This window comes from Mesorhizobium sp. DCY119 (assembly GCF_003590645.1).
Lineage (GTDB): Bacteria > Pseudomonadota > Alphaproteobacteria > Rhizobiales > Rhizobiaceae > Mesorhizobium_M.
The window spans coordinates 342,091-365,048 of sequence record NZ_CP031834.1; the positions used below are offsets into that span (position 1 = coordinate 342,091).

Annotated in this window: 29 protein-coding genes and 1 pseudogene; 20 read left to right on the top strand and 10 right to left on the bottom strand. The window is 62.9% G+C overall.

The features are described 5' to 3' along the window. Positions 1 to 2: 2 nt before the first annotated feature. On the bottom strand, positions 3 to 845 hold the full coding sequence (locus DZG07_RS01615) for a D-alanyl-D-alanine carboxypeptidase family protein (RefSeq protein ID WP_091911455.1): 843 nt from the start codon (positions 843 to 845) through the stop codon (positions 3 to 5). Positions 846 to 1,084: 239 nt separating this feature from the next. Between DZG07_RS01615 and DZG07_RS01620 the strand changes: the two genes are divergently transcribed. Both DZG07_RS01620 and DZG07_RS01625 read left to right on the top strand, forming a co-directional pair. Beyond that, positions 1,085 to 1,693 (top strand): nucleoside triphosphate hydrolase, encoded by a 609-nt coding sequence (locus tag DZG07_RS01620; RefSeq protein WP_119813791.1) that lies wholly within the window; start codon positions 1,085 to 1,087, stop codon positions 1,691 to 1,693. Between the two features lie 78 nt (positions 1,694 to 1,771). Beyond that, on the top strand, positions 1,772 to 2,383 hold the full coding sequence (locus DZG07_RS01625) for a histone (RefSeq protein WP_119813793.1): 612 nt from the start codon (positions 1,772 to 1,774) through the stop codon (positions 2,381 to 2,383). A gap of 94 nt (positions 2,384 to 2,477) precedes the next feature. Here the strand turns inward: DZG07_RS01625 and DZG07_RS01630 are convergent, their stop codons facing one another. From DZG07_RS01630 to DZG07_RS01640, 3 genes are all read right to left on the bottom strand, one after another. Further along, a complete protein-coding gene (locus DZG07_RS01630) occupies positions 2,478 to 3,182 on the bottom strand; it encodes a glutathione S-transferase N-terminal domain-containing protein (protein ID WP_119813795.1) in 705 nt (234 codons plus the stop codon). A 104-nt stretch (positions 3,183 to 3,286) separates the two neighbouring features. Further along, positions 3,287 to 4,498 (bottom strand): beta-ketoacyl-[acyl-carrier-protein] synthase family protein, encoded by a 1,212-nt coding sequence (locus DZG07_RS01635; protein WP_119813797.1) that lies wholly within the window; start codon positions 4,496 to 4,498, stop codon positions 3,287 to 3,289. 1 nt (position 4,499) lies between these two features. After that, the gene (locus DZG07_RS01640) at positions 4,500 to 4,754 is read right to left on the bottom strand and encodes an acyl carrier protein (protein WP_091911462.1); all 255 of its coding nucleotides are present in this window, start codon (positions 4,752 to 4,754) and stop codon (positions 4,500 to 4,502) included. A 219-nt stretch (positions 4,755 to 4,973) separates the two neighbouring features. Between DZG07_RS01640 and DZG07_RS01645 the strand changes: the two genes are divergently transcribed. The 5 genes and pseudogenes from DZG07_RS01645 (at position 4,974) to DZG07_RS01660 (ending at position 7,364) form a co-directional block, all read left to right on the top strand. Then, entirely contained in the window at positions 4,974 to 5,813 is an 840-nt protein-coding gene (locus DZG07_RS01645) for an urease accessory protein UreD (protein WP_119813799.1), read from the top strand. Between the two features lie 16 nt (positions 5,814 to 5,829). After that, positions 5,830 to 6,132, top strand: coding sequence for an urease subunit gamma (locus tag DZG07_RS01650; protein WP_119813801.1), 303 nt, complete (start codon positions 5,830 to 5,832; stop codon positions 6,130 to 6,132). Positions 6,133 to 6,153: 21 nt separating this feature from the next. Further along, positions 6,154 to 6,264: pseudogene (locus DZG07_RS24160) on the top strand (DUF1272 domain-containing protein); the annotation flags it as partial. Positions 6,265 to 6,441: 177 nt separating this feature from the next. Beyond that, a complete protein-coding gene (locus DZG07_RS01655; protein ID WP_165867620.1) occupies positions 6,442 to 7,047 on the top strand; it encodes a HupE/UreJ family protein in 606 nt (201 codons plus the stop codon). Between the two features lie 11 nt (positions 7,048 to 7,058). Further along, positions 7,059 to 7,364: an urease subunit beta gene (locus tag DZG07_RS01660; RefSeq protein WP_091911468.1), complete on the top strand. Its 306-nt coding sequence runs from the start codon at positions 7,059 to 7,061 to the stop codon at positions 7,362 to 7,364. A 49-nt stretch (positions 7,365 to 7,413) separates the two neighbouring features. On the opposite strand, the gene DZG07_RS01665 is transcribed toward DZG07_RS01660, so the two are convergent. Beyond that, complete coding sequence (locus DZG07_RS01665) at positions 7,414 to 7,905, bottom strand: hypothetical protein (RefSeq protein ID WP_119813805.1); 492 nt, start codon at positions 7,903 to 7,905, stop codon at positions 7,414 to 7,416. A 222-nt stretch (positions 7,906 to 8,127) separates the two neighbouring features. Beyond that, on the bottom strand, positions 8,128 to 8,505 hold the full coding sequence (locus tag DZG07_RS01670; RefSeq protein WP_119813807.1) for a hypothetical protein: 378 nt from the start codon (positions 8,503 to 8,505) through the stop codon (positions 8,128 to 8,130). A 167-nt stretch (positions 8,506 to 8,672) separates the two neighbouring features. Between DZG07_RS01670 and ureC the strand changes: the two genes are divergently transcribed. The 10 genes from ureC (at position 8,673) to DZG07_RS01720 (ending at position 16,554) form a co-directional block, all read left to right on the top strand. Then, complete coding sequence (ureC, locus tag DZG07_RS01675) at positions 8,673 to 10,382, top strand: urease subunit alpha (RefSeq protein WP_119813809.1); 1,710 nt, start codon at positions 8,673 to 8,675, stop codon at positions 10,380 to 10,382. Between the two features lie 33 nt (positions 10,383 to 10,415). Then, positions 10,416 to 11,210 (top strand): PhzF family phenazine biosynthesis protein, encoded by a 795-nt coding sequence (locus tag DZG07_RS01680; protein WP_119813811.1) that lies wholly within the window; start codon positions 10,416 to 10,418, stop codon positions 11,208 to 11,210. A gap of 215 nt (positions 11,211 to 11,425) precedes the next feature. After that, positions 11,426 to 11,971, top strand: coding sequence for a peroxiredoxin (locus tag DZG07_RS01685; RefSeq protein WP_119813813.1), 546 nt, complete (start codon positions 11,426 to 11,428; stop codon positions 11,969 to 11,971). 147 nt (positions 11,972 to 12,118) lie between these two features. After that, positions 12,119 to 12,571 (top strand): DUF29 domain-containing protein, encoded by a 453-nt coding sequence (locus tag DZG07_RS01690; RefSeq protein WP_119813815.1) that lies wholly within the window; start codon positions 12,119 to 12,121, stop codon positions 12,569 to 12,571. Positions 12,572 to 12,585: 14 nt separating this feature from the next. Further along, complete coding sequence (locus tag DZG07_RS01695) at positions 12,586 to 13,179, top strand: hypothetical protein (protein WP_119813817.1); 594 nt, start codon at positions 12,586 to 12,588, stop codon at positions 13,177 to 13,179. Positions 13,180 to 13,223: 44 nt separating this feature from the next. Then, positions 13,224 to 13,826 (top strand): glutathione S-transferase family protein, encoded by a 603-nt coding sequence (locus DZG07_RS01700; RefSeq protein WP_119821297.1) that lies wholly within the window; start codon positions 13,224 to 13,226, stop codon positions 13,824 to 13,826. Beyond that, the gene (locus DZG07_RS01705) at positions 13,826 to 14,395 is read left to right on the top strand and encodes an urease accessory protein UreE (protein ID WP_119813819.1); all 570 of its coding nucleotides are present in this window, start codon (positions 13,826 to 13,828) and stop codon (positions 14,393 to 14,395) included. The genes DZG07_RS01700 and DZG07_RS01705 overlap by 1 nt, the downstream gene beginning before the upstream one ends. Next, positions 14,334 to 15,059: an urease accessory protein UreF gene (locus tag DZG07_RS01710; RefSeq protein WP_119813821.1), complete on the top strand. Its 726-nt coding sequence runs from the start codon at positions 14,334 to 14,336 to the stop codon at positions 15,057 to 15,059. The genes DZG07_RS01705 and DZG07_RS01710 overlap by 62 nt, the downstream gene beginning before the upstream one ends. Positions 15,060 to 15,074: 15 nt before the next feature. Next, positions 15,075 to 15,713, top strand: coding sequence for an urease accessory protein UreG (gene ureG / locus DZG07_RS01715; protein WP_119813823.1), 639 nt, complete (start codon positions 15,075 to 15,077; stop codon positions 15,711 to 15,713). A gap of 73 nt (positions 15,714 to 15,786) precedes the next feature. Beyond that, entirely contained in the window at positions 15,787 to 16,554 is a 768-nt protein-coding gene (locus tag DZG07_RS01720; protein ID WP_119813825.1) for a class II aldolase and adducin N-terminal domain-containing protein, read from the top strand. 257 nt (positions 16,555 to 16,811) lie between these two features. Here the strand turns inward: DZG07_RS01720 and DZG07_RS01725 are convergent, their stop codons facing one another. Then, positions 16,812 to 17,447, bottom strand: coding sequence for an HAD family phosphatase (locus DZG07_RS01725; RefSeq protein WP_119813827.1), 636 nt, complete (start codon positions 17,445 to 17,447; stop codon positions 16,812 to 16,814). A gap of 229 nt (positions 17,448 to 17,676) precedes the next feature. Here DZG07_RS01725 and DZG07_RS01730 point away from each other — a divergent pair, with 229 nt between their 5' ends. Beyond that, the gene (locus DZG07_RS01730) at positions 17,677 to 18,633 is read left to right on the top strand and encodes a sugar-binding transcriptional regulator (protein ID WP_091911752.1); all 957 of its coding nucleotides are present in this window, start codon (positions 17,677 to 17,679) and stop codon (positions 18,631 to 18,633) included. 15 nt (positions 18,634 to 18,648) lie between these two features. On the opposite strand, the gene DZG07_RS01735 is transcribed toward DZG07_RS01730, so the two are convergent. Beyond that, positions 18,649 to 19,350, bottom strand: coding sequence for a YafY family protein (locus DZG07_RS01735; protein WP_091911483.1), 702 nt, complete (start codon positions 19,348 to 19,350; stop codon positions 18,649 to 18,651). A gap of 134 nt (positions 19,351 to 19,484) precedes the next feature. Here DZG07_RS01735 and DZG07_RS01740 point away from each other — a divergent pair, with 134 nt between their 5' ends. Continuing rightward, the gene (locus DZG07_RS01740; RefSeq protein WP_119813828.1) at positions 19,485 to 20,120 is read left to right on the top strand and encodes a LysE family translocator; all 636 of its coding nucleotides are present in this window, start codon (positions 19,485 to 19,487) and stop codon (positions 20,118 to 20,120) included. Positions 20,121 to 20,153: 33 nt separating this feature from the next. On the opposite strand, the gene DZG07_RS01745 is transcribed toward DZG07_RS01740, so the two are convergent. Next, positions 20,154 to 20,342 carry a hypothetical protein gene (locus DZG07_RS01745; RefSeq protein ID WP_119813830.1) on the bottom strand — a complete coding sequence of 63 codons (189 nt, stop codon included), beginning with the start codon at positions 20,340 to 20,342 and terminating at the stop codon, positions 20,154 to 20,156. Between the two features lie 119 nt (positions 20,343 to 20,461). Between DZG07_RS01745 and gcvA the strand changes: the two genes are divergently transcribed. After that, the gene (gene gcvA / locus DZG07_RS01750; protein ID WP_119813832.1) at positions 20,462 to 21,367 is read left to right on the top strand and encodes a transcriptional regulator GcvA; all 906 of its coding nucleotides are present in this window, start codon (positions 20,462 to 20,464) and stop codon (positions 21,365 to 21,367) included. A gap of 4 nt (positions 21,368 to 21,371) precedes the next feature. Here gcvA and DZG07_RS01755 read toward each other — a convergent pair whose 3' ends face one another. After that, a complete protein-coding gene (locus DZG07_RS01755) occupies positions 21,372 to 22,802 on the bottom strand; it encodes an adenylate/guanylate cyclase domain-containing protein (protein ID WP_119813834.1) in 1,431 nt (476 codons plus the stop codon). Between the last annotated feature and the right edge of the window lie 156 nt (positions 22,803 to 22,958).

The window sequence follows — 22,958 nt, forward strand, 5'->3', positions numbered from 1 at the left end:
CGCTATTGCGTTGCGACGCCCAGGCTTGCCTGCGGCAGGTAGCGGTCGATCAGCTGCTCGACCTCGGCATTGCGGCTGCGCGCCGTGTCGCCGCCCATCACGACGACCACCAGCTTGCGGCCACCGGAATTCACCGAGGTCACGATGTTGAAGCCGGAAGCGCGGATATAGCCGGTCTTGATGCCGTCGACGCCGCTGACCCGGCCGAGCAGGTCGTTATGGCCGCGGATGGTCTTGCCGTTGTAGGCAAAAGAGGTAGCGGAGAAATAGCCATAATGCTGCGGGAAGCGCTTGCGCAGGGCGATGCCGAGCAGCGCCATGTCGCGCGCCGTGCTGCGCTGCGCCTCGTCGGGCAGGCCCGATGCGTTGTTGAAGAAGGTGCCGCGCATGCCAAGCTGGCGCGCCTTGGCGGTCATCATCGAGGCGAAACGCTCTTCCGTGCCGCCGAGCGCTTCGGCGACCGCTACGGCCACATCGTTGGCCGATTTGGTGCAAAGCGCGCTGATCGCCGATTCCACATCGATCGACTGCCCCGGCTTCAGGCCGATCTTCGACGGCGGGCGCGACGCGGCATAGGCCGACACCGGTATCTGCGATGATTTCGACAGCTTGCCGCTCTCCAGCGCCTCGAACAGCATATAGAGCGTCATCATCTTGGTGAGCGAGGCCGGATAGCGGGCGGCCTCCGAATTCTGCTCGTAGAGAACCTTGCCGGTGCTGCCGTCGACGACGATCGCCGCATGCTTTGGCGAAAGGTTCTGCTGCGGCGTCTGGACCGTATTCAGCGTGCCGGTGGTCGAACAGCCGGCGAGCAGGCCCAGTGCGAGGAAAAGGACTGCCACCATGCGCAGAGGCGATGAAAGATGATGAGATGCGATCGGCAAGAAGGCTACCTGATTGAACGCGAGGACGACTGAGACGACGAACCCCTCGCGTTACAGCCTTGCCCAAATTATCGCAATCAAGGTTTCCGGTCCATTAACCGCGGGCGGACCTGTCGCCGCAGGCATATTGCATCACGCGAAGGTTTGAAATTTTGCCGATAACGCAGCAGAATAGGACCTTCCAGGCGAATGGAGGCAAGATGTCCGAAATAGCGACGATAGCCGCCACGATCTTCAAGCGCGCGGCCAAGGGCAAACGGTTCGTCGTGGCCATCGCCGGTGCGCCGGGCGCAGGCAAATCGACGATCTCGGAACAGTTGCGCGATCTTCTGCCCGAGGGATCGGCGGTCGTGGTGCCGATGGACGGCTTCCACTATGACGATGTCGTTCTGCACCAGCGCGGGTTGCGGGCGCGCAAGGGCGCGCCGGAAACCTTCGACTATGCCGGTTTCGAGGTGCTGCTGCGCCGCATCCATGCGGCCGAACCGGACATCGCCATTCCCGTCTTCGACCGCAGCATGGAGCTTTCGCGCGCCGCCGCGTCCATCATCGGCACGGACGTCAAGTTCGTGCTGGTGGAAGGCAATTATCTTCTGCTCGATGAAGCGCCGTGGAGCGGCCTTGCCCCGCTTTTCGATTTCGGAATCTTCATCGACGTGGCGCGCGAGGAGCTGGAGCGCCGCCTGCTGCAGCGCTGGCATGAGCACGGCAAATCCGACGAAGACGCCCGGGCGTGGGTTGCCTCCAACGACATGCCGAATGTCGATCGCGTGCTGAAAAGCCGCCGCAGCGCCGATCTGGTGATCTAGAGAAAACTGCCTACTGGAACAAAAGCCGGCTTCGTTCATTCTGCGTTCGCGGCAACCGTGCCGTGTGAGAGGACTGGAATGATGGCGACCAAGAAGGCATCTCCAAAGACCGGCAAGCAAGCAGCGGCCAAGACGGGCGCGGCGGCAGCCCTTGCCGAACGCACGAAGGACACCAAGAAGTCGGCCAAGGCGCCTGCTGCGAAAGCCGCAGCCAAGGCTCCCGCAGCGCCAAAGGCGGCGGCGAAGAAGCCTGCAGCCGCCAAGGCGGCACCTGCCAAGGCTGCAACTGCCAAGACCACAGGCAGCAAGGCTGCCAAGGCAGTGACGGCAACCAAGGCGGCGGCCAAGAAAGCGACCGCCAAGGCCAGCAAGGCAGCAAGCGTCAAGGCACCGGCGGCGGTAAAGGCTGCTCCAGCCAAAGCGGCTGCGAAAACGAAGGCAGCGGCTACTAAATCCGCAAGCGCAAAGACCGCTGCGGCGAAAGCTGCACCGGCCAAGGCACCGGCGGCTGCGAAAGCCAAGGCCTCCACTGCAAAGGCGAAGTCGACCGTTGCGAAGGCCAAGGCGGGTGCCGAATCCATCGGCACGAAAGTGCTGCGCGGGGTCAAGGACACGGCAACAGTCGCCGTCGGGCTTGCAACCGTCGTGGCTGGCAAGGTTGCCGGAAAGACGAAGGCAAAAGCCAGGTAGCTTTCCGCTTCGCGTCGGAACCGGCCGGCACCGACGCTTCAATCGATTTCACGAGCGGCTTTCGAAAGAAAAGCCGCAGCAGTTGTTTTGTTGCCTAGCCCCTGGCGGGTATTTCAAGACCTGCCTTCACCGCAGGACGCGCGAGGCCGCGCTCCAGCCAGGCCGCGACATTCGCAAAGTCGTCGAAGCCGACGAGTTCGCGCGCTTCATAGAAGCCTATCAGGTTGCGCACCCAGCCAAGCATCGAGATATCGGCGATGGTGTAATCGTTGCCCATGACCCATTTGCGGCCGACCAGGCGCCTGTCGAGCACACCGAGCAGGCGCTTGGATTCGTCGCGGTAGCGCTCCAGCGGGCGCTTGTCCTCGATCGCCCGGCCGGCGAATTTGTGGAAGAAGCCGAGCTGGCCGAACATCGGCCCGATGCCCGCCATCTGGAAAAACACCCACTCGATCGTCTCGTAGCGCCCGGCCGCATCGGCGGGGATCAGCTTGCCGGTCTTTTCGGCGAGATAGAGCAGGATCGCGCCGGATTCGAACAGGCCGATCGGCTTCCCGTCCGGGCCGTTCGGATCGATGATCGCCGGGATCTTGCCGTTCGGATTGAGCGACAGGAATTCAGGCGTCCAGCTCTCGTCCTTGCCGATGTTGATGGCGTGGGGTTCGTAGGGAAGCCCCAGCTCCTCGAGCGCGATGGAAACCTTCACGCCGTTCGGCGTCGGGAAGGAATAAAGCTGGATGCGGTCCGGGTGCTTGGCCGGCCAGCGGGCGGTGATCGGGAAAGCGGAAAGATCGGTCATGGGAGATCCTTGGGAGGGTGGCTTAGGAGACGGAGTTTGGCAAATAGGCCTTCGCGATCACTTCATCAATGAGACTGTGAGGTTGATTTCGGGGCCGCAAGCCTTCACGCGGCCTTGAACGCCAGAACAGCATTGGTGCCGCCAAAGGCAAATCCGTTGCTGATTGCCGCGCGCACTTCGCGTTCCTTCGCTACATTGGGCGTCACGTCGAGATCGCAGGCTGCATCCTTCTCGCGATAGTTGGCGGTCGGCGGCACGATGCCTTCGCGAATGGCCATGACGCAGGCGATCATTTCAAGCCCGCCCGAGGCGCCCATGCAATGGGCGTGCATGGATTTGGTCGACGACACCGAAAGCCGGTCGGCATGCGCACCGAATACCCGGCGGATGGCGGTCGTTTCGATCTCGTCATTGGCCTTGGTGCCGGTGCCATGGGCGTTGACGTAGTCGACATCCTCAGGCTTCAGGCCGGCATCGGCAAGGCAGGCCCGCATCGCTGCGGCCGGCCCTTCGACGGTCGGTGCCACGATATCGCTCGCGTCGCCGGACATGCCGGCACCGGCAAGCTCGGCCAGAATGGTCGCGCCGCGTGCGACGGCATGGTCGTAGGTCTCCAGAACGGCCATGCCGGCGCCTTCGCCGATCACCAGCCCGTCGCGGTCGGCCGAGAACGGCCGGCAGGTTTCGCGGGCCAGCGCGCGCAGCGCCTCCCAACCCTTCAGGACGCCATAGACGAGCGGAGCATCGGTGCCACCGGCAATCATGACATCGGCTCGGCCGAGCCGAAGCTGGTCGGCAGCGAGCGCCAGGGCATGATTGGAGGAGGCACAGGCGGAGGTGACGCCGAATACCGGGCCGCGCAGGCCGTAGGACATGCTGACCTGGCCGGCCGGCGCACCCGGCATGACGCGCGGGACGGTAAACACGCTGGCGCGCGGTCGACCCTCGATGAACAGGCCGCGATAATTGTCCTCCGCAGTCTCGGCGCCGAAAATGCCGGTGCCGATCGTCGCGCCGATACGCGCGGTGTTGCTTTCGTCGACGCTCAGTCCCGCCTGGCGGATGGCTTCGCCAGCGGCAATCACCGCCAGCAGGCTGAAGCGGTCCATCGTCACGAGGCGCTTCTTGTCGAGCCCGTGATCGGGCAGTTCCTTGATCTCGGCCCCGATACGTACCTTCAGCTCGTGAAGCGGCGCCGTGGTGATCTCGCCGATGCCCGAGCGGCCGGCCCGCATCGCGCCCCATATTGCCGGCACGCTGGTGCCAAGCGCGCAGAGCCCGCCCATGCCGGTGATGACGATACGTGGGCGCGCCATGTCAGGCTTTTTTTGCGATCAGTTCGCGCACGGCCTCGACCATGTCGCCGACATTCTTGAGATTGCTCCAGGCTTCCACCGTGTTCATCTCGATGTCGATGCCATAGGCTTCCTCAAGATCGAAGATGATTTCCGTCAGTTCGAGCGAATGGATGCCCAGCGCGGTGAGTTCGGTCTGGGGCGTTACTTCGCCACCGTCCGGCTCCGCATGAACCTTGATCTTGTCGATAATGTCCTGGGCCAGCTGATCCGCCAACACGCCTCTCCCCAATTCCCGACGTTTGCCCAAGTCAAAACGCCTATTTATATCGTTGCGCTTCGAAACGAGCGACTGCAAAGCATCTGCAAGTGCCAAAACAGGCAAAAACGGCAAGAAGCTGCTTCTCTCTATAGAAAGCGAAAGCCCATCAGGCAACAAGTCATATCTCGACAAACCCATTGCGACCGTTAGGCTGTACTGCGAAAGAGCAACCTCATGTCATCACAAACGATAGAAACCGTCGATCGTTCCCTTCAGCGCGTCTCAGCCAGCGCGCGATTGTCGGCCAGTTTTATCGACGGGCGCACGCGCCTGGCCCGGCTCTATCAGGACGGAGCCGCCAAGATACGCATGCCGCAGACAGACGGCGGCCCTCTGGAAGCGATCCTGATCAACACGGCCGGCGGACTGACCGGCGGCGACCGGATCGGCTGGGAGATCGCCATCGGCGCGGGTGCCAGCGCCACCATCACCACGCAGGCCTGCGAGAAGGTCTACAAGGCCAATTCCGGCCGTGCCGAAGCCTCGGTGCAACTCTCGGTCGCCACTGGCGGCAGAATCGCCTGGCTGCCGCAGGAAACGATCGTCTTCGAACGTGCGGCCTTCATGCGCAGGCTCGACGTCGAGCTTGCCCACGACGCCGAGGCGTTGATCGTCGAAGCGACGATCTTCGGGCGGCTGGCCATGGGCGAAAGCGCTGTAAACGGCAGTTTTCATGACCGCTGGCGCATCAGAAGCGGCGGACGAATGGTCCATGCCGAGGATTTTTCGATGGGCCCGAAAATCGCCGGCACGCTGGCGCGTTCGGCGGTGACGGGCGGGGACATCGCTGTCGCCACCGTGCTGTTCATCACGCCGGAACCGGAACGGCTCGTGGATGCCGCCCGCGCCATCATCGGCGATCAGGGTGGCGTCAGCGCATGGCGGGTCGGCAGAACTGGCAAGCTTCTTGCGAGGCTCCACGCTGGAGACGGCTACAGCCTGCGCAAGCGGCTGGTGCCGCTCATCGAATTGCTCAACGGGCAGGCAGGCTTGCCAAAAGTTTGGTCACTTTAGGGAATTTCGAAACAGCATGAACCTGACGCCACGCGAAAAAGACAAGCTGCTGATCGCCATGGCGGCGATCGTGGCCCGCAAGAGACTGGAACGCGGCGTCAAGCTCAACCATCCCGAAGCCATCGCCCTGATCACCGATTTCGTCGTCGAAGGCGCGCGCGACGGGCGCTCCGTTGCCGAGCTGATGGAGGCCGGCGCCCATGTCATAAGCCGGGCGCAGGTCATGGAAGGTATTGCCGAGATGATCCACGACGTGCAGGTCGAGGCAACCTTTCCCGACGGCACCAAGCTGGTGACCGTGCACGAACCGATACGCTGAAACCACGGCAGGGAGGCCGCCATGCTGGAACTTCGCCCCAATTGCGAATGCTGCGACAGGGACCTGCCGCCGGAGAGCGGCAAGGCCATGATCTGCACCTTCGAATGCACCTTCTGCGCCGATTGCGCGCAAAACGTACTCGGCGGAACCTGTCCGAACTGCGGCGGCAATTTTTCGCAGCGCCCTATCCGCCCCGCCGCGATGCTGAAAAAGTATCCGGCTTCGGCCAAACGCGTGCTGAAAGCCGAAGGCTGTTTGCCGGCGCAAGGTTGCTTGAGACTTTACCGACAACATCAGGAACAGAAAAAAATGCTCAGGAAAATTTCCCTCGCCGCGCTGGCATTGGCCGTAAGTGCCGCCCCGGCCTTTGCACATCTCAACCCGGCAGAGCATGGCTCCTTCATGGCGGGCGTTTCGCATCCGCTGTTTGGCGTCGACCATATCCTAGCGATGGTTGCGGTCGGTCTCTGGGCGGCGCAGCTCGGCACGCGCAAGGGCTTTGAAAGCTCGCTCTGGCTGGTTCCCGCAGCCTTCGTCGGCACGATGACGCTCGGGTTTGCGGCGGCAATTAGCGGCGCACCCCTCCCCTTCGTCGAACCGGTGATCCTGGCATCGGTCGTGGTTATCGGCCTGCTCGCGGCGATGTCGCTGAACGTGCCGACCTGGGCCGGCATGGTCATGGTCGGCTTCTTTGCCTTCTTCCACGGCCACGCCCATGGCGGCGAACTCGGTTCGGCGGGCGCCGCTTCCTTCGGCATCGGCTTTGCGCTCTCGACGGCACTGCTGCACGCGGCAGGCATAGCCATCGGCCTCGGATTTGGCCGTCTGCTCGGTGGTGAAACCGGCCGCGTTGTCACCCGTCTGGCCGGGGCTGCCACCGCACTTGGCGGCGTGTGGCTGGCGGTTGCCGGCTAGGGGGAAAGTCCATGATACCCGGCGAGATTATCACGGCCGAAGGCGATATCGAGCTGAACAAGGGCCTGCCGACGGTGACGCTGAAAGTGGCGAACACCGGCGACCGCCCGATCCAGGTCGGCAGCCACTATCATTTCTTCGAAACCAACGAAGGGCTGCGTTTCGAGCGTGAAAAGGCGCGCGGCATGCGGCTCGACATCGCCGCCGGCACCGCCGTGCGCTTCGAGCCTGGCCAGGAACGCGACGTCACGCTGATCCCGCTCGGCGGCAAGCGCGAAGTTTACGGATTTCGGCAGAAGATCATGGGGGCGCTCTGACATGCAGCGCGCCGCCGCCTCTAGCCTTGATGGAAGAGGATCCCGGCCCTCAGCGGCTCGGTTTGGCGGCTGCGTAGATGATCACGCTCTTGCCGCCGTCGAACTCGACCGCGACCACGTCGCGCATCAAGACAGCGCGCGAATCGATGGCGTGGAACAGCATGGCGTTGCCTTCCAGTTCCTTGCGCAGGTCGACGACTTCCTTCTCATGCTCCTTGAGCTTGGCGTCGACTTCCGGCGGCAGGCCGTTTTCGGCAGCGTCCGGCAGGAAGACGATGTCGACCTTGTCGAGACTGGAGGTCTTGCGCACTTCGCTGGTGGTGGCGAGCGTGTTCTCGATGGCCGCGATGATCCGCTCAGGCTGCGCTTCGGCGCTGGCCTGCTCTTCCTGGACGTCGGAACCGATGATCGTGTCGATAGCCTTCTGGCTTTCGAGCCCCTGCGCCATCAGCGCCATGTTGGGCGCGCAGGCGGCAAGAAAAAATGCGAAGACCGCGATAACATGCATCCATTTCGCGTCGCGGGTCATCGTAAGCGTCATTCGGTGCTCCTTGAATTCCATTTCGAGCCCGATCCTCCACGGGCCCTGCCGTCCAAACGGCTAGTCTACGGCAGCGGTTCCGTGAATGCGACGGTTTGTTGCGCTTCGTTCTTTTCAGGCATCCCCGGTCGCCGCGGATCGCGCAATCATAAGCCTGTTTGCGGCAACACCGAGGTGCCCCCCGCCGCAATATGTGGCGGGCATGCCCGCCGGCAGAAGACGTCAGCTCGCCTTTTTGGTGATCAGCGTCAGCGCGCCGTCCTTGGCCATGCTGGCGGCAATCACCTGAGCCGAGGTAAGCCCCTTGGCCTCCAGCGCCGACTTGATCTGCGGCGTGGCGTCGATCGAACTGCGCAACTGCTTGAGATCGTCGTCGCTGCGCTGCGACACGACATTGTTGACCTGCGTCTGGGTTTCCTTCGGCAGTTCGTTGATGTCGACGACGGTGACGCTCTGGATCGTCGGAGCAGCCGACTGGCCTTCGGGTGCGGCCGGCGCTGCGGGAGCCGCAGCCGGCGGCTGGGCAGGCTGCTGCTGCGCGCTCGCAGCGGTGGCGACCATCATCGCAGCACTCGCCGCAAGAATCATTATTTTCCGCATGGATTTCCCTTTCCATCGTTTTGCAAAACGTCATCTCACGATGACTCGGCCACCTCACCTGCCGAATGGGCCCAGAACCTGCCGCTTATCGGGTCATTGCGAGGCGATATGGTGGCAGGAATGTGGACCCCGCCCTTCGCCAGCTCTCTCGCCTGCAGGAATTTCCAATGACAAAAATCTCCCGCGCCGCCTATGCCCGCATGTTCGGCCCGACTGTCGGCGACAAGGTGCGGCTTGCCGACACCGAGCTTTTCATCGAGGTCGAGAAGGACCTCACCACCTATGGCGAGGAAGTGAAATTCGGCGGCGGCAAGGTCATTCGCGACGGCATGGGCCAGAGCCAGGTTTCACGCGCGCAGGGCGCCGTCGACACCGTCATCACCAATGCGCTGGTGGTCGACCACACCGGCATCTTCAAGGCCGATATCGGCCTGAAGAGCGGGCGCATCGCGGCAATCGGCAAGGCCGGCAACCCGGACACGCAGGCCGGCGTCACCATCATCATCGGGCCCGGCACGGAAATCATAGCCGGCGAAGGAAAGATCCTCACCGCCGGCGGCATGGACGCGCATATCCACTTCATCTGCCCGCAGCAGATCGAGGAAGCGCTGATGAGCGGCATCACCACCATGCTCGGCGGCGGCACCGGCCCGGCGCACGGCACACTGGCGACGACCTGCACGCCCGGCCCGTGGCACCTCGCCCGCATGATCCAGTCCTTCGACGCCTTCCCGATGAATATCGGCCTGTCGGCCAAGGGCAATGCCTCGCTGCCGGCGGCGATCGAGGAAATGGTGCTGGGCGGCGCCTGCTCGCTGAAGCTTCACGAGGACTGGGGCACGACACCTGCCGCGATCGACTGCTGCCTGTCCGTTGCCGACGAGTATGACGTGCAGGTGATGATCCATACCGACACGCTTAACGAGAGCGGCTTCGTCGAGGACACGGTCGGCGCCTTCAAGGGCCGCACCATCCACGCCTTCCACACCGAGGGCGCCGGTGGTGGCCATGCACCCGACATCATAAAAGTCTGCGGCCTGCCCAACGTCATCCCGTCATCGACCAATCCGACACGGCCCTACACGGTCAACACGATTGCCGAGCATCTCGACATGCTGATGGTTTGCCACCATCTGTCGCCGTCGATCCCGGAAGACATCGCCTTCGCAGAAAGCCGCATCCGCAAGGAGACGATCGCGGCGGAAGACATTTTGCATGACATCGGCGCCTTCTCGATCATCTCGTCCGACAGCCAGGCGATGGGCCGTGTCGGCGAGGTGGCGATCCGCACATGGCAGACTGCCGACAAGATGAAGCGCCAGCGCGGCAGCCTGCCCCAGGAAACCGGCGACAACGACAATTTCCGGGTGCGCCGCTACATCGCCAAATACACGATCAACCCGGCCATCGCGCATGGCCTGTCGAAGGAAGTCGGCTCGATCGAGGTCGGCAAGCGTGCCGATCTGGTACTGTGGAACCCGGCCTTTTTCGGCATCAAGCCCGACATGGTGCTGATCGGCGGCATGATCGCAGCCGCCCCCATGGGCGACCCCAACGCCTCGATCCCGACGCCGCAGCCGGTGCACTATCGCCCGATGTTCGGCGCTTACGGCAAGGCGATGACGAATTCCTCCGTCACCTTCGTTTCCAAGGTATCACTGGATGCCGGGCTTCGCGAAAAGCTCGGCGTCGACAAGCAGATGATCGCGGTGGAAAATACGCGTGGCGGCATCGGCAAGCATTCCATGGTGCTGAACGACGCAACCCCGCATGTCGAAGTCGACCCCGAAACCTACGAAGTGCGCGCCGACGGTGAATTGCTGACCTGCCAGCCGGCGACGGTGCTGCCGATGGCGCAGAGGTATTTCCTGTTTTAAAGGTAGCTCCGGAAACGAACTTTCGGAGACATCATGAAGCTTGAAATGGTCCAGGTGGACGCCTTCACCGACACGGTGTTTTCCGGCAATTCGGCTGCCGTCGTGTTTCTCGACGACTGGTTGCCCGATGCGGTGCTGCAAGGGATCGCGCTGGAAAACAATTTGGCCGAAACGGCATTCCTGAAGCCGCGGGACGACCAGTGGGATATCCGCTGGTTCACGCCGACCGACGAAGTGCCCTTTTGCGGCCATGCCACACTCGCCTCGGCCTGCGCCCTGCACCGGCGCAAGGGCATCGAGCGGCCGATGCGGTTTTCGACGCGCCAAGTCGGTGACATCGTGGTGACGCCCAAAGGCGGCGGCTATCGCATGGACATTCCGCGCTTCGACCCGGATTTCGACATTCCGGCGGATGCCCTCGTCAACAGCCTGCGCAGCGATACCTGGGTAAAGACCTTCCGCAATCAGGAAAACTTCTTCGCCGAACTGAAGTCGGAGGCGGATGTGCTCACCTACCAGCCCGACCTGCCGGTGATCGCCAAACTCGGCTCCTTCGGCTTCTGCGTGACCGCGCGTGGCACGGCGAGCGACTTCGTCTCGCGCTATTTCGCACCGGGCGCCGGCATTCCCGAAGACCCGGTGACCGGCTCGACCCATGCGACGCTCGCGCCCTATTGGGCGGAAAAACTCGGCAAGACGCACCTCACCGCAAGGCAGCTTTCCGCACGCGGCGGAGTTCTTGCCTGCGAGGTCGCACCGGGGCGCGTCTATCTGACGGGCGATGCCGTGATCTTCATGGACGCGCAGATCTACATTTCCCAGGCCTGATTCAGCCCGGCAAAACATCTCGGGATGCCCGCTTTGCAGGCAGCTGCACGGCTGGCGGGCAGTGCCGATTTTCTGCCTGTGGACCGCGACGGCTTGCCACGCGGTCAAGGCTGGACAGGTCTCGATCAATCGGTATTTTGTGCACCGCACAATGGCCTTTGAGTCCCCTTTTCCTCCCAAAAGGCGCGGGCTCGCTATCAACAAGGAGCACAGTCATGATCGGGAAGAAAGTTCCTTCCGTCACCTTCCGCACCCGCGTCCGCGACGAGTCAATCGGCGGCCCGAACCCGTTCCGCTGGGAAGACAAGGCCTCGTCCGACTATTTCGACGGCAAGCGCGTCGTTCTCTTCTCGCTGCCGGGCGCCTTCACGCCGACCTGCTCGACCTACCAGCTTCCCGACTTCGAGAAGCTGCATGGCGAATTCCAGGCGCAGGGCATCGACGCGATCTACTGCATCTCGGTCAACGACGCCTTCGTCATGAACGCCTGGGGCAAGTCGCAGAACCTCGAAAACGTCAAGCTCATCCCGGACGGCTCGGGCGAATTCACCCGCAAGATGGGCATGCTGGTTGCCAAGGACAATCTCGGCTTCGGCATGCGCTCCTGGCGTTATGCCGCCGTCATCAACAACGGCCGCATCGAAAAGTGGTTCGAGGAAGAAGGCTTCTCCGACAACTGCGCCACCGATCCTTATGGCCTGTCCTCGCCGCAGAACATTCTCGAGGCGCTCAAGGCCGACGACGTCGCCGAAGCCGCCTGAGCCTGACGGCAGCGAATATGATCAGCCCCCGGCAGCGTCCGCGCGCCGGGGCTTTTTGTTGCCGGTAGCAAAGCGCATGGTCTGCGATTGTCCAGCCGCGTGCGAAAACTGTTGGCTGGAGACTCATTTCATCGCAAGATGTGCGCCATGAACAAGATTTTCAGAAAGTCGCAATTGACGCCCTACGAGGCGGACTATGCTCGGTGGTGCGCCGAACAGGGCGCGCTGTTGCGCGAAGGCAATCTGGGCGCGCTGGACCGTGAAAATCTTGCCGAGGAGATAGAGAGCTTGGGGCGGAGCGATAAAAGAGAGATCAGAAACCGGCTCGGCATTCTGCTCCTCCATTTGCTGAAATGGAAATACCAGCCGGAAAAGCGTAAATCGGGCTGGCGTTCCACCATTCTCGAACAGCGGCACCAAATCGAAAACCTGCTTGAAGAAAGCCCGAGCCTGAAGGCACTCCCCGGTCTCGAACTTGCCAAGGAGTACAAGCTGGCGCGGTTGAAGGCCGCGGACGAAACCGGCTTGGATGAGAATGTGTTTCCCGAAATCTGCCCGTTGACGATTGGGCAGATTCTCGATCCTCAATATTTTCCATAACCTGCAAAGATGTAATGACGGACGAAGCACACACCGTCGCGGAAGTTTTTCCCCATATCCGCATCATCATGGGCATGGTCATCGGCCTCGGCGTGACCCGTCTGCTGTCGGGGGTGGCGCGCATCGTCCAGCATCCGCGCGGCTACCAGCTTTATCCGGTGCATCTCGCCTGGGTGGCGATGCTGCTATTAATGCTGATCCATTTCTGGTGGTGGGAATTCGGCCTGTTCCAGATCCAGCACTGGACCTTCGGCAAATACCTCTTCCTCATCGGCTATGCCGTCATTCTCTTTCTCATGTGCGCGCTGCTGTTTCCCGACAGCATGCTCGACTACAAGAGCTACGAGGATTTCTTCATTTCGCGGCGCGCCTGGTTCTTCGGCCTGCTGGCCTCGACCTATCTGCTCGATGTCATCGACACATTGCTAAAGGGGCAGGAACATTTCGCGCGTTTCGGCAACGAATATATGATCCGAACGCCGATTTTCTTCGCGCTATCCATCATCGCCATCTTCACGACGAACCGGACGTTTCATATGCTGTTCGTGGCTGCCGCATTGATCTATCAGGCGTCGTGGATTCTGCGCCTGTTCGACGACATCGTGTGATCTGGCAGGCGACCGACAATCGAACTCAAAAGGGCATTCTGCGCATGTACAAAGCCGTCGGTTCGCGCGGGTCGCGGGTCAGCCGCGTCCTCTGGATGCTGGAGGAACTCGGGCAGCCTTACGAATTCGTCGAGGTCGCCCTGCGCTCGCCCGAAGCCTATGCGCTGAACCCGTCGGGCAAGGTGCCGGTGCTGATCGACGATGATCTGGTGGTGACTGATTCGGCGGCGATCTGCGTCTATCTCGGTGACAAGCATGCGGATAAAGGCATGGGCGCAAATCCCGGCGTCACTGGGCGCGCCGAGATGGATTCCTGGATGCATTTCGCACAGTCCGAACTCGAAGCGCCGCTGTGGAACAAACTGCGCCACCGTTTTTTGCTTCCCAAGGACGTGCGGGTGGATGTCGGGCCAGCGGCCGCCCATGATTTCGCCAGCGAGATAGAGGCGCTCGACCGCCGGCTCACCGGCAGGGAATTCGCTTTGGGCGATCGCTTCAGCGCCGTCGACGTGCTGCTTGGCGATATCGGCGGGTGGGCGCGCGGCGGCAGGTTCAAGGTCGCGTCCGACACCGTCAACGCCTATTTCGACCGCGTCCTGTCACGCCCCGCCCGAGCGCGCGCCGACGCCAATGGAGGATCATTCTGATGAAGCTCGACATCCGCACCGACTTCACCAAGCTGCCGCGCGCCGTCTCGGTTCTTGCCGCCGGCGAGGCGTCGGGAGAGCCGTTTGGCAGCGCCGCGCTCGCTCATGACGAACGGCATCTGCGCCGCAGGGTCATCGAACTTACGGGTGGCGACAAGGTGCTGGTCGACCTGCCTATGCCAATCGCGCTCGGCGACCGCGACCGCCTGGTGCTGGAAGACGGACGCCAGATCGAAATCATCGCTGCCGATGAGCCGCTCTACGACATCCGCGCCCGCGACGCAGTACATCTGTCTGAGCTTGCCTGGCACATCGGCAACCGTCATCTGGCCGCCGGCATCGAGGCCGCCCGCATCCTCATCCTGCGCGACCATGTCATCAAGGCGATGCTGGAAGGGCTGGGCGCGACGGTGACGGATGTCTCCGAACCCTTCAAGCCAGTGCGCGGCGCCTATTCGGGCGAGGCCGGCCATGGCCATTCGCACGGCCACGATCACGCACACGATCATGCGCATGACCATGATCACGATCACCACCATCACGACGGGCATCATCACCATCATGACTGAGCAGCCGCGACAGATGGCGCTGCTGCGCCTGATGACATGGCTTTCGCCGGCCTTTCCGGTCGGCGGCTTTTCCTACAGCCACGGGCTGGAGCAGGCGGTTCATGCCGGGCTGGTCCCCAACCGCGAGACGCTGCTCGACTGGCTGTCGCAACTGATGGAAATCGGTTCCGGCTGGAACGATGCCGTGCTTTTCGCCGAAAGCTGGCGGCGAGCGCGCAACGGCGGTGATCTTGCGGAACTGGCCGAACTCGCCGAAGCTCTGGCCGGCTCGCAGGAACGGCACATGGAGACCATGCTGCAGGGCCAGGCCTTCTTCACCGCCGCCAAATCATGGCCGCATCCGCTTCTGGAAACCCTGCCGGAAAATTCTCCTTACTGCGTTGCCGTCGGCGCGGTTTCGGGCGCGCACGGCATACCGCTCGAAGACGCGCTCGGCGCGTGGCTCCAGACTTTCGCGTCCAACCTCGTGCAGGCCTCGATACGCCTCGGCGTCACCGGGCAGAGCGGCGGCGTCGAGATCATCGCCGCGCTTGAAGCGCTGACCACCGCGACCGCCGCGCGCGCCAAAAATTCGACGCTGGACGATCTTGGCACGGCCACGCTGCTGTCTGACGTCATGGCCATGCGCCACGAAACCATGCATTCGCGGCTGTTCCGCTCCTGAAAGGATTTTTGTCCCATGAAATCGCAAAACGGCCCGCTTCGCATCGGCATTGGCGGCCCGGTCGGCTCCGGCAAGACGACGCTGACGGAAAAGCTGTGCAAGGCGCTGCGCGACCACTATTCCATCGCGGTCGTCACCAACGACATCTACACGCGTGAAGACGCGATGATGCTGGCGCGGCTACAGGCCCTGCCGGAAGAACGCATCATCGGCGTCGAGACCGGCGGCTGCCCGCACACCGCGATCCGCGAGGACGCCTCGATCAACCTCGCGGCCATCGCCGAGATGAACAAGCGCTTTCCCGACCTCGACATCATCTTCATCGAGTCCGGCGGCGACAATCTGGCGGCGACCTTCTCGCCCGATCTTGCCGATCTCAGCCTCTATGTCATCTCGGTCTGCCAGGGCGGCGACATTCCGCGCAAGGGCGGGCCGGCGATCACGCGCTCCGACTTCCTCATCATCAACAAGAGCGACCTGGCGCCTTACGTGAATGTCGAGCTCGAACTGATGGAACAGGATGCTGCCAAGGCGCGCGGCAAACGGCCATTCGGCTTCACCGACCTGTCGCGCGGCACCGGCTTGCAGAAGGTCATCGATTTCATCATCGAAAATGGCGGGCTTCAAATGGACCAGCAGCGCCGCAGCGCTTGAGGCAGGGCCGGATTCAGGTTGCCGCGCAGGGCGCGTAAAGGCATCCTCAGGCAAAATCAGAAAGGGGAAAGTCATGAGCGTGACGCAACTGACCGCGAAGAGCCGCACCAACCTGCCCTTCTATGAAGAGCGCGTCGATCTTGCCTGCGCCTTTCGCTGGACGGCGCGGCTCAATATGCACGAGGCGGTGGCCAATCATTTCTCGCTGGCCGTCAACGATGACGGCTCGCAGTTCCTGATGAACCCGAACCAGGTTCATTTCTCGCGCATCAAGGCGAGCGACCTTCTGCTGATCGACGCCAACGACCCGGAAACCATGAACGGCCCCGACGCGCCCGACCCGACCGCCTGGGGCCTGCATGGCGCGGTGCATCGCAACTGCGCCCATGCGCGCTGCGTGCTGCATGTGCACTCGATCCACGCCACGGTTCTGGCGTCGCTTGCCGATTCGAAGCTGCCGCCGATCGACCAGAATTCGGCGATGTTCTTCAACCGCCATGTCGTCGACGAGCACTATGGCGGGCTGGCCTTCGAGGAAGAGGGCGAGCGCTGCTCGCAGCTTCTGGCCGACCCCAAGGTCAAGGTGATGGTCATGGGCAATCACGGCGTTCTGGTCATCGGCCACAGCGTGGCGGATGCCTTCAACCAACTCTATTATTTCGAGCGCGCCGCCGAGACCTACATCAAGGCGCTGTGGACCGGGCGGCCGCTGCGGGTGCTTTCAGACGAGATCGCCGAAAAGGCGGCGAGCGAAATGGACGACTATCCCGGCCAGGCCGAGCGCCATCTTGCCGAACTGAGGGCGATCCTGGACGAGCAGGAACCCGTCTATCGGAGCTGATTGGACGCTAGCTCCCGGTGCGTCCTTCGAGGCTCGCTGCGCTCGCACCTCAGGATGAGGGAGGTTGGTGCTGTTTCGGCGTCCAAGTTTTGCCGTGTCGGAGGACCAGATGACGGGCATTTACCCTCTCATCCTGAGGAGCAAGCACCAACCTCCCTCATCCTGAGGTGCGAGCCCGCGGGGCTATGAAGTGTGCACGGTAAACGCCAATGGGCGAGCCTCGAAGGGCGCACCAACAAGCCAATCCTCGGAGACAATCAATCCAGGCCGAGATGGCGGCGCAGTTCTTCCGCGCTGGCGACATAGATCGCGCCGGGCGGTGCTTCAGCCGGCTGCTGCGGCCAGAACAGAGTGCGCATGCCGGCGGCGACGCCGGCAGATGCGCCGGTCCAGCTGTCTTCGACCACGCAAGCCCCTGACGGATCGACCTCGGCCAGCCATGCGGCGCGCAGGAAGGGCTCGGGATCTGGCTTGCCCAGCCGCACATCGTTGCGGGTGACCGTCTTCATGCCCGGCCGGTCAATGCCGATGACGCGCATATTGGCCTCGACAACCAGCCGGTCGGAATTCGACACCACCGCCTGCTGCGTGCCTTGCGCGCGCAGGTCGCGAAAAACCTCGACGGCACCGGGGCGCGGCTTCAGGGTGCCGACATGCTCCATGTAGTAGACATATTTGCGCACGATCCAGTCGTCGAAGGCGAGCTTCAGCCCGAACTCGTCATGCAGCATCTCGTAGACCGGGAAGGCGGCGATGCCGAGCACACGGTCATGCAGGTCGGCCGGCGGCATGATGCCGAGGCTCTTCAGGACGGCGACCAACGCCTGCTCGTGCAGCGGTTCGCTGTCGATCAGCGTTCCATCCATGTCCCAGAATACGGCTTGCGGCATCATACAAATCCTTCCAAAACGGTCATAGAGCGTTTGCCGCCGGAGATAAACCGGTTGAAGGCGATATCTCCCCGCGGCTCGGCGTCACGGGCACGAACGCGCTGAAACGACAGAGATCGGCCAACGCAACGTGCGAGCAATTGACGCCACCAATAGACAATTGCGCCCGGACAAATTCCCTGCGAAAGTGATCGCTTCGGCCAAGAATGGCCCGGGAGGCACGGCAGGCATCATGAACACCCGGCAGGAAACCGGCGGCGGACGGCTCGACGATGCGGCACGCGCCGGCTGGCTCTATTATGTCGCCGGCAACACGCAGGACCAGATCGCCGGCAAGCTCGGCGTATCGCGCCAGACTGCGCAGCGGCTGGTTTCGCTGGCCGTCTCCGAAGGGCTGATAAAGGTCCGGGTCGATCATCCCATCGCCAATTGCCTCGATCTCGCAGCCAGGCTGAAGTCGCGCTTCGCGCTCGATCTGGTCGAGGTCGTGCCGAGCGATCCGGATTCGACCTCGACGACGATCGGCATCGCCGGTGCTGCGGCCGCCGAAATCGAGAAATGGCTGCGCAAGACCGAGCCCATCGTCATGGCGATCGGAACGGGGCGCACGCTGAAGGCTTCGATCGAGCAATTGCCGCCGATGGAGTGTTCCCAGCACAAGGTGGTGTCGCTGACCGGCAACATTTCGCCGGACGGTTCGGCCGCTTTCTACAACGTCATCTTCACCATGGCCGACCGGATCAAGGCGCGCAGCTTTCCGATGCCGCTGCCGGTCATCGCCTCGTCGCCCGAGGAACGCGAGATGCTGCTCGGCCAGCCTATGATCCAGCCGACGCTGGCTCTGGCCGCGCGCGCCGACGTGACCTTCGTCGGCATCGGCGACCTCGGCCCCAGGGCGCCACTCTATGAAGACGGTTTTATCTCGGAGAGCGAACTGAAAGCCCTGCAGAAGGCAGGCGGCGTCGCCGAGATCGTCGGCTGGGTGTTCGACCGCGACGGCAAGCAGATCGACGGCATCACCAACGACCGCGTCGCCTCCGCACCGCTGCCGTCCCGCGAAAAATCACTCGTCGTGGCGCTCGCCATGGGCGACCGCAAGCTGCCCGGCATATTGGCCGCCGTCACCCGCCGGCTGGTCAACGGGCTGATCACCGACGAGCGCACGGCGGCGGCGCTGCTGGCGGGGTGAACCTGAAATAGCCGCTCAGCCGACTGCGGCTTCTTCCTTGATCTTCCAGCCGGCGACCCAGCGCCTGCGCAACGTCTCGCCTTCACCGTGGAAAAAATCGTCGAGCAGCGCGCTGTCTTCGACGCGATTGGTGCGGAAGTTGCGCAGGTCCTGCCGCAACTCGCACCATGCGACGATGTTGGCGACTTCCGAATAATAGATCAGCGCGATCGGCCGGATGATCCTCTCGGTCGCGCGGCCATATTCGTCGCGGTAGCGGATTTCTATCTTCTGCTCGTCGCGGATTGCCCGCCTGACCAGTGCGAAATCGACGCCCTCGGGCGGCGGCGCGACCGTGCCCCAGGCGTGCAGGGCATTGCCGGCGAGCGTCTGGCGCAGCGGTGCCGGCATCGCTGCGGCGATCTTCTGGTTTACCCGCTTTGCCGCCTGTTTGAGCTCGACATCGCCGGTGCGCTCGAGAAGCGCCAGCGCCAGCACGATCGCCTCGGTTTCCTCGATGGAAAACATCAATGGCGGCAGGTCGAAACCGGGGCGCAGGATGTAGCCGATGCCGCGCCCACCCTCGATCGGCACGCGCATGGCCTGAAGGGCGGCCACGTCGCGGTAGATGGAACGCTGCGTGACCTCAAGCTGCTCAGCGATCTGGGCCGCTGTCACGGGCTTTCGTGCGAGCCTGAGTATCTGGATGATCTCGAATAGGCGGGACGCCTTGCGCATGCCGATTTCCTGTCGCGCTTCTCATCGCAACTGACAATACCCTGGCCATTGGCCTTCTGTATACGGCCCGTCATCGACTTGAAAAACCACGATATCCACGCGGGGAGCCGCGGCATGCGGGCGGGGCAACTGACATGACTTACACGGAAAATCTCTGGCTGTTCCTGACGCTGCTTTTCGGCATCATCATCATACCGGGCATGGACATGCTGTTCGTGCTGGCGAACTCGTTGACGCGGGGACGCAATGCCGGCCTGTCTGCCACCGCCGGCATCATGGCCGGCGGCGCGATCCACACGCTGTTCGGCGCCCTTGCCGTCGGCATCCTGACGACGCTGGCGCCTTCGGTGTTCACGGTCATGCTTTTCTTCGGGGCGGGCTATATGGCGTGGATCGGCATAACGCTGATGCGCAGTTCCATTGCCATCGACGCAGTTGGTACGGCCACGGCAAGGTCGCTATGGGTGGCATTCCGCCAGGGCGCGGTGACCTGCCTGCTCAACCCGAAAGCCTACCTCTTCGTGCTGGCGGTCTATCCGCAGTTCCTCAAGCCGCAATATGGCGCGATCTGGTCGCAGGCGCTGGTCATGGGCGTCATGACCGTGCTGATGCAGCTGGGGATCTATGGCGGGCTGGCGCTTGCCGCCGGAAGGAGCCGCGATTTTCTCGTCTCGAGCCCGCAGGCGACCATGCTGGCGGGACGCGCTGCCGGCGTCATCTTCATCGTCGTGGCAGGGCTCACCGCCTGGCACGGCTGGGCGGCGATCTGAGGGGCGTAGGTTCCGGGGAGGTTGAGCAAGGCGTTACTTGCGCCGGCCGCTCGGGTCGTTGCCGTCGAGGATGCCCATGTCGCGCTTGAGGTGATCAGGCAGGGTCCGGATGTCGAGCGAGGCGGCATGGCTGGTGGCGCGTGGCCAGGAAAACTGCAGGAATGCTCGCAGGAACTGGCTGGACGAATATGCGTGGTTCGACTTGGCGTGAACGTGTGACATGTTGGTCCGGTCTTTCTTGAGACCGCTCCTGTTTGATGCGTCGACCCTTTATTTGCGCCTGAAATGCGCTATTTTCCAATCGAACGTCGATCATCATGCATAAGGTGGCTTTATCCATCATGGCTGCTCAACTTCCGCCGCTTCAGGCGATCCGCGTCTTCGAGGCCGCCGCCCGCCACGCCAGCTTCACCAAGGCTGCGGGCGAGCTTGGCATGACGCAGGCCGCCGTCAGCTACCAGATCAAGCTGCTGGAAGAGCGCGTCGGCGCGCCGCTTTTCCTGCGCAAGCCGCGCCAGGTGACGCTCACCGAAGCCGGGCAGCGGCTGGCGCCATCGATCACCGAAGCGTTCGGCATCATCAGCGAAGCCTATGCGGCCGCCCGCACCGGGGCGGAAGGCGTGCTGTGCGTCACCACCATCCTGACCTTCGCCTCAAACTGGCTGGCCCGGCATCTCGGGGCCTTCCAGATCGCACATCCCAATCTCGCCGTGCGCCTCGACACCTCGACCCGGCTGATCGATTTCACCCGCGAGGATGTCGACGTCGCCATACGGGCAGGCCCCGGCGACTGGCCGGGGCTTGCCAAGCACTTCCTGTTCAAGGCCGACTTCACCCCCATGCTCAGCCCCAAGCTTGCCGAAAGCATCGGCGGCCTGAAGGAGCCGGCCGACCTCTTGCGCCTGCCGGTGCTCGATCCGGGCGACTACTGGTGGAAGGAGTGGTTCACCGCCGCAGGCCTGCCGACCGACTCGCTGGAATCGCGGCCGCGCAACAGCCTCGGCGCACAGGCTTACGAAGCAAGTGCGGCGATGGCCGGGAACGGTGTCGCGATACTGACACGCGCCCTGTTCAAGGCGGAACTCGCTGACGGAAGGCTGTTTCAGCCGTTCGATGTGACTGCCTGGGACGGCAACGCCTATTGGCTGGTCTATCCCGAAGCGCGCCGCAACGTGCCCAAGATCCGCGCCTTCCGCGAATGGCTGCTTACGGCGGTGGAAGCCACGCTCGGCAAGCCCGAGCAGTAGACAATCAGGCCTTGCCGGCTCTGGGGATTGCCCAGACATTGACCGGTTCGTCGCGCCCGCGCAGCGTGACGAGGCCATGGTCGATCAGTCCCGACAGCGCGTCGATCCCGTCCTCGCGCCCGACCGCCTTGACGAGCGATGCGCCAACGCAGATGCCTGCGTCCAGTTCGCGGCACAGGGCCTGCAGGCGACTGGCGACGTTGCAGGTGTCGCCCACCACCGCGATCGACAGGTTGCGCTCGCTGCCGACGGCGCCGAGAACGACGGGGCCGTACTGGCAGCCGATGCCGACCTCTATCGGATCTTCGCCCGCAGCAATGCGCCGCGCATTCCATTCGTTCATCGAATTCATCATCGCCCATGCGCAGCGCATGGCCCGCGTCGCATCCGTCTCGGTCGGGCGCGGCACGCCGAAGGTCGCCATGATGCAGTCGCCGATATAGTTGTCGACCGTGCCACCATGGTCGAACACGACCTGCTCCATGCGCCGGTGGAATTGCCGCAGCAGTTCAAACACTTCTTCGGCCGGGTGGTCTTCGGAATAATTGGTGAAGCCGACGATATCGGCAAACACCACCGCAACCTCCTGACGCCGGACGGGGCCGAACGGCTCGTCGGCTGATGCCAGTTCGTCGACGACATTGGGGGAGAAGTGCCGCGCCAGATTGATGCGCGACCGTTCCGCGGCGATGTAGTCGTCAGCCAGCCTTCGGGAGCGCGAAACGACGATCGCCAGTATGCCGGTGATGATCAGGATGAGCACCACATTTGCCGACTGGGCGATGATGTCGACGTAGTTTGGATCCTGGGCAAAATGCAGCCGGTCAACAAGCTCCATGTCGGATCGTATCTTGCTGGCGATATAGGTGCCCGGCCGCGAGATGACCCAGACTATCGCCGCTGTCCAGGACAGTGCCGCCGAAAGGCCGAGCCACAGGGCAAGGCGCGGCGAAAGCGTCAACGCGCCAAGGCTAACGAAGATCAGCAGATAGGCGAATGTGCCCTCGCGCAGATGCATTGCCGGTGGAATTATGTCTGTGCCGAATGGATTCCGGCCGACGATCAGGAAGGTGAGCAGCACGATGTCCAGCGTTCCGATCACCGCGCTTAGCCAGGGTGGGCTCAGCCGCCGTTTCACCAGCCGGTAATTGACCAGGCCGATAATGTAGAAAAGGCCCAGGCTCGAAAGCGTGAAGACGAGAGCTGCACCCCATTTGGCAAAGGCCAGAAAGAACAGGGCGATGGCGACGAGGGCGGCCGAACGCGCCCAGTATTGCAGCCGCGCACCCTCGCGCTCCGCGCGCGCCAGCATGGCCGACAGCCGAAACCGCCGCCGCTTGCTCAGGCTCGTCGCGGCCTGAATCGCCTCAAGCGAAATGGTCGGCACATTTGCCTTCGGCTCTGTCTGACTATCGATCGACGGCAAGAGCGTCATCTTTCCCACCGTTTCAGAAGCAGGCGCGGAACCTATCGAGCGCGGCTGCTTGGCGCCCGCACGGTCCGTTGATTCCTGCCAGTTTTAGCAAAACCCTCGATTACAGGCGTGAAAAACTTTCAACCGTCTTTCCCTCATCGAAACCTGTTCACGCAA

Coding starts and splice junctions, on each gene's coding strand:
- DZG07_RS01700 (WP_119821297.1), top strand. CDS start 13,224: ATGTACAAAGCCGTCGGTTCGCGCGGGTCGCGGGTCAGCCGCGTCCTC.
- DZG07_RS01625 (WP_119813793.1), top strand. CDS start 1,772: ATGATGGCGACCAAGAAGGCATCTCCAAAGACCGGCAAGCAAGCAGCG.
- DZG07_RS01695 (WP_119813817.1), top strand. CDS start 12,586: ATGACGGACGAAGCACACACCGTCGCGGAAGTTTTTCCCCATATCCGC.
- DZG07_RS01615 (WP_091911455.1), bottom strand. CDS start 845: ATGGTGGCAGTCCTTTTCCTCGCACTGGGCCTGCTCGCCGGCTGTTCG.
- DZG07_RS01705 (WP_119813819.1), top strand. CDS start 13,826: ATGAAGCTCGACATCCGCACCGACTTCACCAAGCTGCCGCGCGCCGTC.
- DZG07_RS01620 (WP_119813791.1), top strand. CDS start 1,085: ATGTCCGAAATAGCGACGATAGCCGCCACGATCTTCAAGCGCGCGGCC.
- DZG07_RS01650 (WP_119813801.1), top strand. CDS start 5,830: ATGAACCTGACGCCACGCGAAAAAGACAAGCTGCTGATCGCCATGGCG.
- DZG07_RS01755 (WP_119813834.1), bottom strand. CDS start 22,802: ATGACGCTCTTGCCGTCGATCGATAGTCAGACAGAGCCGAAGGCAAAT.
- DZG07_RS01720 (WP_119813825.1), top strand. CDS start 15,787: ATGAGCGTGACGCAACTGACCGCGAAGAGCCGCACCAACCTGCCCTTC.
- DZG07_RS01725 (WP_119813827.1), bottom strand. CDS start 17,447: ATGATGCCGCAAGCCGTATTCTGGGACATGGATGGAACGCTGATCGAC.
- DZG07_RS01655 (WP_165867620.1), top strand. CDS start 6,442: ATGCTCAGGAAAATTTCCCTCGCCGCGCTGGCATTGGCCGTAAGTGCC.
- DZG07_RS01745 (WP_119813830.1), bottom strand. CDS start 20,342: ATGTCACACGTTCACGCCAAGTCGAACCACGCATATTCGTCCAGCCAG.
- DZG07_RS01645 (WP_119813799.1), top strand. CDS start 4,974: ATGTCATCACAAACGATAGAAACCGTCGATCGTTCCCTTCAGCGCGTC.
- DZG07_RS01690 (WP_119813815.1), top strand. CDS start 12,119: ATGAACAAGATTTTCAGAAAGTCGCAATTGACGCCCTACGAGGCGGAC.
- DZG07_RS01670 (WP_119813807.1), bottom strand. CDS start 8,505: ATGCGGAAAATAATGATTCTTGCGGCGAGTGCTGCGATGATGGTCGCC.
- DZG07_RS01730 (WP_091911752.1), top strand. CDS start 17,677: ATGAACACCCGGCAGGAAACCGGCGGCGGACGGCTCGACGATGCGGCA.
- DZG07_RS01685 (WP_119813813.1), top strand. CDS start 11,426: ATGATCGGGAAGAAAGTTCCTTCCGTCACCTTCCGCACCCGCGTCCGC.
- DZG07_RS01660 (WP_091911468.1), top strand. CDS start 7,059: ATGATACCCGGCGAGATTATCACGGCCGAAGGCGATATCGAGCTGAAC.
- ureG (WP_119813823.1), top strand. CDS start 15,075: ATGAAATCGCAAAACGGCCCGCTTCGCATCGGCATTGGCGGCCCGGTC.
- DZG07_RS01630 (WP_119813795.1), bottom strand. CDS start 3,182: ATGACCGATCTTTCCGCTTTCCCGATCACCGCCCGCTGGCCGGCCAAG.
- DZG07_RS01710 (WP_119813821.1), top strand. CDS start 14,334: ATGCGCATGACCATGATCACGATCACCACCATCACGACGGGCATCATC.
- ureC (WP_119813809.1), top strand. CDS start 8,673: ATGACAAAAATCTCCCGCGCCGCCTATGCCCGCATGTTCGGCCCGACT.
- gcvA (WP_119813832.1), top strand. CDS start 20,462: ATGGCTGCTCAACTTCCGCCGCTTCAGGCGATCCGCGTCTTCGAGGCC.
- DZG07_RS01665 (WP_119813805.1), bottom strand. CDS start 7,905: ATGACGCTTACGATGACCCGCGACGCGAAATGGATGCATGTTATCGCG.
- DZG07_RS01735 (WP_091911483.1), bottom strand. CDS start 19,350: ATGCGCAAGGCGTCCCGCCTATTCGAGATCATCCAGATACTCAGGCTC.
- DZG07_RS01740 (WP_119813828.1), top strand. CDS start 19,485: ATGACTTACACGGAAAATCTCTGGCTGTTCCTGACGCTGCTTTTCGGC.
- DZG07_RS01680 (WP_119813811.1), top strand. CDS start 10,416: ATGAAGCTTGAAATGGTCCAGGTGGACGCCTTCACCGACACGGTGTTT.
- DZG07_RS01635 (WP_119813797.1), bottom strand. CDS start 4,498: ATGGCGCGCCCACGTATCGTCATCACCGGCATGGGCGGGCTCTGCGCG.